We start from the raw sequence: 10,482 nt of genomic DNA on the forward strand, positions 1-10,482 counted from the left end.
GACCTGGCGTTTCCCGCCCGCGAGTGCTAGGAATCGCACATGCCGCAAGAATTCTCGCACCGCGTCGTGGCGATCGTGACGGAGCAGTCGAACCCGTTCGAGATGGGCGTGGCGACGGAGCTGTTCGGCCTGCGCCGCCCGGAACTGAACCGGCGGTGGTACGACTTCACGCTCTGTTCGGCGACCCCGGACGTGCGCATGAACCTGGGCATGTTCACGCTGTCCGGCGTCGCGGGCCTGGAGGCGGCGGAGACGGCGGACACGTTGATCGCCCCGGCCCGCCCCGACACCGGCATCCCGACCGACCCGGCGATCATCGCGGCGATCCGCCGGGCAGCGTCGCGAGGTGCGCGCCTGGTGAGCTTCTGCACGGGCGCGTTCGCCCTGGCCGAGGCGGGTGTGTTGGACGGCCGCCGCGCGACGACGCACTGGCAGTGGGCGGCGGAGTTCGCCACGCGCTTCCCGGCGGTCCATTGGGAGCCGGACGTCCTGTTCGTCGACGAGGGCAATGTCCTGACAGCAGCCGGCAGCGCGGCTTCCCTCGACCTGGGCCTGCACATCATCCAACGCGACCACGGCGCCGAAGTCGTCAACGCGGTCAGCCGGCGGCTGGTGTTCACGGGTCACCGGGACGGCGGGCAGCAGCAGTTCATCGCGCGTCCGGTGCCCGCGGTGCCGGACACCTCGCTGGCGCCGGTGCTGGCTTGGGCCCTCGCTCACCTCGACCAGCCGCTCACTGTCACCGACCTCGCGGCTCGCGCCGCAACCAGCCCGGCGACCTTGCACCGCAAGTTCCGGGCGGAGCTGGGGACGACGCCGTTGGCGTGGCTGACGACGGAGCGAGTGACGTTGGCGTGCCGCCTGATCGAACGCGGCGAGCTGCGATTGGACCGGGTGGCCGAGGCAAGCGGCTTCGGAACGGCGGCGAACCTACGGCTGCAATTGCGTCGGCACACGGGGTTGAGCCCGAGCGCTTACCGCCGCCGGTTCGGACCCGCGGCCTGAAGCCGCTCGATCAGCTCCCGCGCCTCGGGACGGCACAGTTCACTGGCGCGCGCCAGGAGACGGGCCGCTGAGATCCGGATGTGCCAAGCGACTTCGGCATCTTGCGCGATCTCTCGCGCGACCATCGCAGCCGCTTCCCGGTGATCATGGTGGAGGTATGCCACCGACCAGGCACTACGGCACCGGACCGCCGGAGAACACGCGCGGTCACGCGCCATTCCCAGCAACCCGAGTGCGCCCTCGCCCGGTTCGAACTCGCCGATCGCATCCCAGATCCGCACCCGGGCAGCAGGGATCGGCGTGGCCAGGAGCCGGCGCAGCAGCTCGAGCATTTCAGCACGCCAGTCCGGCCGGACGAGCCCCAGCGCACGAGCGGCATCCCGCCGCGCGGTGACCGGCAAAGCCGCATCCTCCGCGATTTCCCGCAACGCCGCCGTTCCGAGTTCCCGGCCACGGACTCCGTATTCGGTTGCGAGATCATCGGCGGCCCACCAGCGCAGCCGGGGATGGCAGGAGGGGGCCTTGGCGATCGCGCGAAGAAGCTCGGCGGAGGCCACCCGATCCGCACTGGAGTAGTCACGCAGCATGCTCCCGGCGAACCTGCGGATCGCCGGCGACTCGCGAACGTCGTCCCGGATCGCCCTGAGGTCGTCCCACCGCCCCAGCTCGTCCAAGACGCGAACCCGCGATCGGGGCGCGATCCGTCCCTCGGCCAGCAGCTCATCCAGCTGCGCGCGAAGCTCTTTGGAGACTTCGGAGGTGAGTTCGGCGACGAGTAGCCCGGCGTCGACCCGGTCGCGGGGGCTCCGAGTGTCGTCGGCGACGATCTCCTGGGCATCAGCCAGAACACGGGCGTGCCACTCAGGGGACAACGACGTCAGCTCCCGCCGCGCACGGCGGACCGCGGTGCGACCCCGGCTCAAGGCGGCCAGGTGTTCCACCGATTCGGCCTCGTGCCTCGGCGACATCTTGCTCAACGCGATCGCGGCGGCGATCCGGTCACCCGGCTCTGACTCCGGCGCGGTCACCTCCTCACGGAGGAACTGCTCGGCTTCCAGGGCCAATGGCAAGTTGTTCCACCGGTTCACTTCTCCCGACCAGCTCTTCGGCGAACTCAGGCGATCGAACACCAAGGCACGTTCGGCTTCCGCCCGATCCGCGGCGGGAAGCTGGCTCAACAAGCTGACGCGGGTGTCGTCGGAGGAAGCCGGATCCCGCACCAGCGCCAGAGCGATGCCCGCTTCCACCGGATCCTCGGGGCGGAAGTACTCGAGCCAGGTAAGGGCGTCGGCGCGCTCCCGCTCGGTCAGCGCGGGATGCACCGCGAGCCGCAGCAAAGTGCGGCGCACCTGATTCCCCGCGGCGCGGTTCAGCAAGGCGAGCTGGTAGGCGGCACTGCACCGATCTCCGACCGCCTGCCGCTCGTCGAGCATCGTCGCGCGCAGATCCTCTGAAACCTCCTGGGCCGCGCCCGGGTCCGCGACGGCCAGGTTGACCATGGCGCTGGTCCGGAAAGTGAGGTGCAGATACGAATCCGCCGCCTGTGATCGCAGTTCGGCAGTCGCGGCGACCCGGGATTCGGGACGCAGGTCCGCAAGAGCACGGGCGGCCCGCTGACGGGGATAGCAGGTGACATCCGGATCGCCGACCATCGCGCGGAGGCCGGCCGCGACGTCGACACCACGGCTGGACAGTTCTCGCACGCGACTGTCCCAAGCGAACACGTCCAGCTCTTCTTGCAAGCCGAATACCAGCGCGGACGCCTCCGCGGGGCGAATCACCTCGTTCCGCAGCAGGAGGGTGATCGTTTGCGCACGCGCGGCCGCGTCCACCGACGCATCAGCCGCCAGCGAACTCAGCCGAGCGACCACCTCCGGATCCTTCACCGCGTCCAGCGTGTCCATGGCATTGGCGGCGATGGAGATTCGCTCGGGACGGCTTCGCTCGTCGAAGAGAACCTCCCGGAACGCTTCGGAGAGCACAGCACGCGCCGCGGCGCTCGCACTGCCGCAAGTGCGAGCGATGCCGACCATCTCGGAATCGGGAATTTCTCCATCCCGTATCAGTTGCGCGAATCCCCGGACGACTTCCGCGTGATAGCGGCGGCCGATTCTCATCAGGTCGGCACCCGCATCAGTACGACGACGAAGATTTCGTCCGGCATCCAAGAATATTCTCCGCAGCTCATCGGCAAGCGCGTCCGGGGCTTCGACGTCGGAGACATTCAGCGCGACCTGCTCGGGGTCCGAATCCCACTCGGCTGCGCCGACCAGCGTGGGCACCGCCGCCGAAGCGCGAAAGGAAACCTCGGGACGCAGTTTCTTCAAGTTGCGCCAGGCCTGGACCCGCGACTTCGGCAAGCCAGGGGTATCCACCAAGCGACGGAACTGATCGACCGCCACCAAGTGGTATTCCGGGCCGAGGCGGGACAACTCGGCCGCCACTCGCCACCGGGTTTCGGAAGTCGCCTCCGGATCGTCCATCGCAGAGCGGAGTTCGTCCGCCGCCGGGCCCGCGTGTGGCTCACCGAGTGCGACGAGGGAACCGAGCGCGCCTATCCGGGACGCAGTGCCGGCCAGCGGATGCGCGACGGCACGAGTGAGCGCACGCACCGCCTGCGGGTGGAAAGCCGGGCCCAGGCTGATCAGTGTCCGACCCGCCGACTCGAGGCGAGCCGGACTCGCGGTGGGATCGTCCAGGACAAGACGCAGAAGCGCGGCAGCCGGCTCGTGGAATTCCGGCCCGCACCGAGCGAGCAAGGATGCGATGTAGGACCGGTCGAATTCACCACCCACCGTCTGAGCCGTCAGTGCGAAAACCAGTTCAGTGGCACGAAGACGGTGCTGCGGCCCCAGCTGCAACAGCACGCGCGCGGCCTGGAACCGGTCGCTGCAGTGCAGCCAAGGGTCGGTTATCCGGAGTTCGAGCGCACCGGCCGCCTCGTCGAGGTGATCCGGCCCCAGCGACGCGAGACCCACCGCGGCCTTCTCCACCCCGTCGACCGACCACGAACGTCGCCGCAGCACCTTCCGGAACACCGCAGCACAACGCTCGTGGAACCGCGCGTCGATCTCCACCAGGCCGGCCGCGGCCACGGCCAGGTCGAAATCGGTCGCGGTCGGGTCGTCCAGCAGCTCGATCAAAGCCCCGATGGCCCGTTCGCGGGCTTCGTCGCCCAAGCCGGCGAGAACGACGGCCGCGTCGCTGTACTGCGTGGACGTCACCGATGGGGTGTCGAGCACCGACCGCAGGCCGAGGACGGCCACGTCCCGTTCTTCCGCGCCGCACTGCGAGAGCGCCTCGGCGGCGTCCAGCCGGCACCGGACCGGGATCGCCTCGTCGTTCACGACCAAGCGCAGGACCGACACCGCTTCCGCGCGCGCGTCGCTGCCCAGCCGCGTCGCCAGCGCCACCGCCGCTTCGACGCGGGAGTGCCACGGGACGCCGTCGTCGCCCATCAGCTCGCGCAGCCACTTCACCAGACCCGGGTGGTGCACGGCCCGGCTCACCCGCGAAAGGATCGCCTTGCCCGGGTACTGGTTGGTCAACGACCACTCGCGCGCGGTGGCCAGGAACGCGTCGACGACCTCGCGGCTCGCGGGCGCGTGCCGGGCCAGCAGGCGGGCCGCGAGGAGCTGCCGGTCCGGTCCGCCGGCGTGGAGGAACCGGATCAGCTGATCCGCCTCCGCCGGGCGCAGCCGCGTGTGGTGCAGCATCACCCGCCGGGCGTAGCGGCCGTGCTCGTCCGGCTCGGCGGCGTGCAAGAGGTCGACGAAGTCCTGGTGCGCCGGGTCGAAGACGGCGGGGAGCCGCCTGGCTTTCGCCGTCGCGGCCAGGTGCTCCGCGAAGCTGTGGTGGAGGAACCGGAGGTCGCCGTCGCGGCGGTGGAAGGGTCCGACCGAGCCCAGGTGGAGGACGAGCTGGTCCTCCCAGCCGGGCTCCTGGACGAGCTCCGGCAGGTACTCGGCCACCCAGCGGCAAGCCGCGGCGGCCAGGGACGTGTCCTCCTCGAGCCGGATCCGGCCGAGGTGTTCCAGGATCGGCCCGCTGTGCTCGTCGAACGGACCGGGCGGAGCGTCGTGGGCCGTTCTCAGGTACCCGAGATAGCTCTCGTAGAGCTCGTACTGGTTGTCCGGCAGCGGCCGGTCGGCGTACTTCTCGAAGATGATCGCGGCGATCGTCGCCAGCAGCGGGACCCGGACCAGCTCGTCCAGGTGGGCGTCACGGATCTGGCGCACGAACGTCTTCGCGGCGTCGCCGCTGTCGGCGAACCAGTTCTCGGCGAACAGGCGGAACGCCTCTTCGTCGAACGGCAGCAGCTCGTACCGGGCCGCACCGATGCGCTGGAAGGGAGCCAGCGTGGCGCCTTCGATCGGCCGCGTCGTGAGGACGACGCGGTAGGCGGCGTTCGCGTCCGAAGCCGCGGTGGCGAGCGCCGCGACCAGGCGATCACGGACGGCCGTGTCGGCGACCTCGTCCAAGCCGTCGACGAGCAGCAACCACCGGCACCCCGCGGCCCGGTGCTGGAGATCGTCGGAGTGAAGCGGCTGCGAGAGCAACGCGCCGTACTCGCCGCGGACGGTTTCGGCCAGCGCTTCGTAGAACGGCAGATCGAGCCGGGTGGCGAGCTCCCGCGCCGTCAGGCGCAGAGGGAGAACGGGTTCGGCGAGCGGCGGTGCGTCACGCGCGCCCAGCCAACGACGGGCCACGTCCGCGGCGAGGCGCAGGGACAGGGTCGACTTCCCCTGCCCCGGACCGCCCGTCACCAGCATGTGGTCACCGCCGTCGAGGGCGTCGGGCATGCTCCTCGACGGCGGGCGCACCGTGAGCCGGGCGACCGGCGGGTACGAGACGTCGATGAGCTGCCCCTTGCTGTCGAGCGCGGGGAGCGGAGGCCGCTGGTCAGCCGATTCGACTTCGGTCCTGGTCGTCACGTCTTGCCGGACGTAGACGGTCGCCAGTGACGTCGTACGCGCACCGCGCAGGCGGTACGGCATGATCTCCGCGTTCTCGATCTGCGCCCGCAGCAGCGAAACGATCTTCGCCGGCAACTCCGGAAGCTCGTCCCACCCCGCCGGTGGCTCCACCGCGACCCGCGGCGCCGGACGCGGGACGCCCACGTACATGTTCCCCTGGACGGTCCCCACCTGGACCGCCTGGCCGCTGACCTCCCCCGAGATCACGTTGGCCGTCTCTTCCTCTGCCACGCAGTCTCCTCCTGCCGGGGCCGGGATCCTCCCACGCGGGACCGCCTCCGCGGCGTATTCTGCGGGACCGGTGGATCGGGTGACCGTGTGAAAAGCGGAAAGCTCACCCGCTCGGCCGAACCACACTCGGTGATGACGGACAGGGGAGGACGGCATGACGGCCGAGCGGGAGTTGCCGCCGTATCGGGCTTTGCTGGTGGTGGACACCAAGGGGTTCGGGAGCAATTCCGATGCCGAGCAAGGGGTGCTCGCCGCGATGGTTCCGGATGTTCTCGCGCAGGCTTTCGAACGGGCCGGGCTCGGTGAAGTCTGGCAGAACGCGCTTTTCCCGCACGGGACCGGGGACGGGTACGGCGTCGGGTTCGAGCCGCGGTTCCTGCCGGCCGTCGTCTCGAAGTTGTTCGACGCGCTCGAAAACGTGCTCGCCGAGCGGGACGCGCGGTTGCGGGCCACCAGCCGGTACCTGCGGATGCGGATGCGGGCCAGCCTGAACGTCGGGCCGATTCGCCAAGCCGACGGCGAAAGTTCCGCCGTCGCCATCGGGGCCGCCGTGATCACCACGCACCGGCTGCTCGATTCCGCGCCGGTGCGGGACGTGCTCGCGCAATCCGATCCCGATCAGACTTTCCTGTCCGTCGTGCTGTCGCAGCGGATCTTCGAGGACGTGCTTTCCAGCGGTTTCGCGACGCTGCCGAAATCGCGGGTCGTGCCCGCCGACGTCGAGGTGAAGGAATACCGCGGAACGGTTTACCTCTACGTGCCGAACCCCAGCGGGGATCTGCTGCGGACCGGCATCGGAAAGGAATACGAAAAGAAGCTGGCCGCCACCGAAGAAGCGCGGGGCGAAGGGACGACGAACGTCATCTCCGAGATGCACGGCGGCACCGCGATCCAGATCGGCCGCGTGCACGGGAACGTGCACCACTCCGGGAGCTAACCCAGCGGGGCGAGCGCGGCCGCCAGTGCGTTCTGCTGCAGCCGCGCCGGATAGCCGCGCGGGTCGGCCGCCGCCAGGACGTTCAGGCCTTCCACCAACGCCACCAGACTCTTCGTCGTCAGCTCGACCTGCTTCTCCGTCCACTCAGGACGGCACGCGGCCACCAGTCTTCCCACCCTGGCGAGGAAAGAGCGGTTCGCCGCGCGGTGGCGCTCGGCCAGGTCGTCGTCGGCCAGTGCCGCCGCCAGGAAGCCCACCCACACGCGGGATTCGTCGTGGTGGCCGTGCGGGAGGTCGACCGCCTGGCCGAGAACCGCTTGCAGCGCGGCGAAAGCGTCGGCGCTCGCCGCCTCGGCCGCGTCCGCGCGGAGAGCCGTGCGGTCGTAGAGCAGGTCTCGCGCGTGCAGCAGCAAGGCCTTCTTGGTCGGGAACGCGTGCATGACCAGGCCCGTCGTGCAGCCGGCGCGCTCGGCGACCGCGCGCAGGGTCAGCCCCGGAAGTCCGTGCTCGGCGAGCACCTGCCACGTCGCGTTGGACAGCAGGTCCCGTTGCGCCTGGACGTCGCGCTGCTTGGGCAAGTCCGCCTCCTTCCCGGGAAGCGTAACAGATGCTACGGTAACAACTGTTACGGATAAGGGGGTACCACCTCATGCTCGACTGCACGTTCGCCATCGCCCCGGTGACCTGGGACGACCCCGACGCCGTCCGCCTGCGCGCGGCCCAGCGCACCGAACTGGACGCCCGCTACGGCACCGACGACCACGAGCCCGGCGCGGTCCCGACCGCCGAGACCGTCGCCGTCTTCCTCGTCGCGCGGGACGCCGACGGCACGGCGCTCGGGTGCGGTGGGCTCCGGCTGCTCGGGCCGGGCTCCGGCGAGGTCAAGCGCATGTACGTCGAGCCGGCGGCCCGCGGCACCGGCGTCGCTACCGCCCTGCTGCGCGCGCTCGAAGACCGCGCGCGGGACTTCGGCATCGCCCGGCTGCTGCTGGAGACCGGCACCGGGCAGCCGGACGCGATCCGCTTCTACCAGCGCGAAGGCTACGAGCCGATCGAGGCGTACGGGCCGTACGTCGGCGAGCCGCTCTCCCGGTGTTTCGCGCGCGACCTGTGATCGGTTTTCCGATGGGCGGCCCAGGCTGAGCTATTGGTGGCCGGGGTGCGCACCGTCCTACCGTCGAAGGTACGAAGATCCCACCGAGACGGAGTTCCCTTGCGCATCAGGCACATCGGCGTCGCGCTGACCGCGGCCGCCGCCCTCGTCCTCCCGGCCGCGCCCGCCCAGGCGGCCACCAGGATCGTTCCCCTCGACCTCGCCGCCGGGCAGCAGCCGGAAAACATCGCGCTCGAGCCCGACGGTTCCGCCGATCTCACCTTCGCCTACACCGGCGAAATCGGCCGGGTCACGCCCGGCGGGCGCGTCAGCGTCATCGCCCGCATCCCGGTTCCCGCCGACGGTGACGTCCCGGTCGTCCACAAGAAACTGTTCCTCGGCGGCATCGCCCGGGACCCCGGCGGCAACCTCTACGTCGCCGTCTCCACCGGCACGGCGGCGACGGGCCTCTACCGGGTCCGGCCCGGCGGTACCCCGGTCAAGGTGGCTTCCCTGCCACCGTCCGGGTTCCAGAACGGCGTCGCGCGCGATCCCGCCAGCGGCGACCTCTTCGTCGCCGACTCGTTCGGCTCGGTCGTCCGGCGCGTCTCGCCGCGCACCGGGCAGGTGACCGACTGGGCCACCGGCGACCTGCTCGCCCCGGTGCGCGGCTTCGGCGCCAACGGCGTGAAGGTGCACGACGGCGCGGTCTGGGTGTCCAACCTGGACCGCGGCACGCTCGTCCGGTTCCCGCTGGACGGGGCGCCGGGCCGGGTGGCCGTCACCGGGCTCGGGCCGGTCGACGACTTCGCCTTCCGCGGTGCCACCGTGGTCGCGGCGATCAACCAGGAGAACCGCGTCGTCACGGCCGGCCGCGACGGCGTCCGCACCATCCTGTCCACTTCGGACGGCTTGGCCAACCCGACGGCGGTCGCGGTCCGCGGCGGCGAACTGTACGTCACGGACAGCGCGTACTTCGGCGGCTCCCCGAATCTCCTGCTGGTTCACTGAAAATTCAAGCAGTCATCGGCACGTGCATCCGCACACGAGTCGTGCACGGGATGTCAAGATCCGGGCCGTCGGTTGCCGTGGCCGGAGTTCCCCCGGTAAATTGACGGCGCGCTGCACGGTGGAAGCGGGGAGGTGACCGCCGCGGTAAGCGCTTTCCGGCTGGTACGGGTCGCCGCCGGGGTGCAGGAGGGAAGTAGTGCCTTGGTGTTGCTGGGAACGGTCATGGCCGAACGCGTGACCGAGCCGTACCTGGTCGATCTCGAGGCCATCGCGGGCGAGTTGCAACGCGGCAAGTGGTGCGTCTACCTGCACGAATGGCTCGGCGACGACTACGACCTCCCCAGCTGGCGCGACCAGGTGGCCGCCGAGGCCGAGCGGTCCGGCATCGAGGTCTGCTTCATCGAGATCCCGCGCAAGGACATGACGCTCGTGGCCAACGTGCGCGCCCTGCCGAGCTTCGAGCAGGTCACCGAGTCCGTCGCGGCGTTGGAGCACTACCGGGGGCTGGCCGCCGGCCGCGGGTGGCGGGGCGCGGCCAGCCGTCGGCAGGGGCTCCGGGGGTAGCGCGGTGGCGACGATCTCCGACGTGGCGGCGCTGGCCGGCGTCTCGACCGCGACCGTGTCGAGAGCGCTGAACGGCAAGTCCACTGTGGACCCCATGCTCGCCGAACGCGTCGCGAGAGCGGTCGAACAGCTCGGCTACACGCCGAACGGGCTGGCCCGCGGCCTGCGCCGCCGCGAAACCGCGGTGCTGGCACTGATCATCGCCGACGTCGAAAACCCGTTCTTCACGGCGATCGCGCGCGGCGTCGAGGACACCGCGCAGGCCGCCGGGTTTTCGGTGATGCTCTGCAATTCCGACGAAAACCCGGCCAAGGAGCGCCGGTACGTCGAAGTCGCCGCGCAGGAACGGCTCGCGGGCGTGATCCTTTCGCCGACGCCCGGCAGCGACGTCGGGCCGCTGCTCGCGCACCGGACGCCGATCGTGACGGTCGACCGGCGGCTCACCTCGGCCGACTGCGACGCCGTCCTCGTCAACTCCCGCGAGTCGGCCGCCGAAGCCGTGCGGCACCTGGTCGCGCAGGGCTACCAGCGGATCGGGTGCGTCGCCGGCCCGCCCGGCGTCACCACCGCGGACGCGCGCCTCGACGGCTACCGCGACGGCCTCCGCGCGGCCGGCCGGGAGTACGTCGCGGACCTGGTGCACCGCTGCGGGTTCCGCGAGGCGG

General features: G+C 70.6%; 8 protein-coding genes. 6 read left to right on the top strand and 2 right to left on the bottom strand.

Annotated elements, in window-relative coordinates:
* Window positions 1–39 precede the first annotated feature (39 nt).
* The gene (locus G3I65_RS10820) at window positions 40–1,005 is read left to right on the top strand and encodes a GlxA family transcriptional regulator (protein WP_160695976.1); all 966 of its coding nucleotides are present in this window, start codon (window positions 40–42) and stop codon (window positions 1,003–1,005) included.
* On the opposite strand, the gene G3I65_RS10825 is transcribed toward G3I65_RS10820, so the two are convergent.
* A complete protein-coding gene (locus tag G3I65_RS10825; protein ID WP_160695977.1) occupies window positions 975–6,056 on the bottom strand; it encodes a hypothetical protein in 5,082 nt (1,693 codons plus the stop codon). The two genes, G3I65_RS10820 and G3I65_RS10825, sit on opposite strands and share 31 nt — an antisense overlap.
* Window positions 6,057–6,366: 310 nt before the next feature.
* On the opposite strand from G3I65_RS10825, the gene G3I65_RS10830 reads away from it, so the two are divergent.
* Window positions 6,367–7,149 carry a hypothetical protein gene (locus G3I65_RS10830; RefSeq protein ID WP_160695978.1) on the top strand — a complete coding sequence of 261 codons (783 nt, stop codon included), beginning with the start codon at window positions 6,367–6,369 and terminating at the stop codon, window positions 7,147–7,149.
* Here G3I65_RS10830 and G3I65_RS10835 read toward each other — a convergent pair.
* The gene (locus tag G3I65_RS10835) at window positions 7,146–7,727 is read right to left on the bottom strand and encodes a TetR/AcrR family transcriptional regulator (RefSeq protein WP_160695979.1); all 582 of its coding nucleotides are present in this window, start codon (window positions 7,725–7,727) and stop codon (window positions 7,146–7,148) included. The genes G3I65_RS10830 and G3I65_RS10835 overlap by 4 nt on opposite strands.
* 71 nt (window positions 7,728–7,798) lie before the next feature.
* Between G3I65_RS10835 and G3I65_RS10840 the strand changes: the two genes are divergently transcribed.
* The 4 genes from G3I65_RS10840 to G3I65_RS10855 all read left to right on the top strand — a co-directional run.
* The gene (locus tag G3I65_RS10840) at window positions 7,799–8,263 is read left to right on the top strand and encodes a GNAT family N-acetyltransferase (RefSeq protein ID WP_160695980.1); all 465 of its coding nucleotides are present in this window, start codon (window positions 7,799–7,801) and stop codon (window positions 8,261–8,263) included.
* 99 nt (window positions 8,264–8,362) lie between these two features.
* Window positions 8,363–9,253, top strand: a complete 891-nt coding sequence (locus tag G3I65_RS10845) for a hypothetical protein (RefSeq protein ID WP_166639907.1) — start codon at window positions 8,363–8,365, stop codon at window positions 9,251–9,253.
* 222 nt (window positions 9,254–9,475) lie between these two features.
* Complete coding sequence (locus G3I65_RS10850; RefSeq protein WP_203612345.1) at window positions 9,476–9,817, top strand: hypothetical protein; 342 nt, start codon at window positions 9,476–9,478, stop codon at window positions 9,815–9,817.
* 4 nt (window positions 9,818–9,821) lie between these two features.
* The coding region (locus G3I65_RS10855; protein ID WP_160695981.1) for a LacI family DNA-binding transcriptional regulator at window positions 9,822–10,482 on the top strand (661 nt) is incomplete at its 3' end.

It is taken from the genome of Amycolatopsis sp. SID8362 (assembly GCF_010550475.1).
Taxonomy (GTDB): domain Bacteria; phylum Actinomycetota; class Actinomycetes; order Mycobacteriales; family Pseudonocardiaceae; genus Amycolatopsis; species Amycolatopsis eburnea.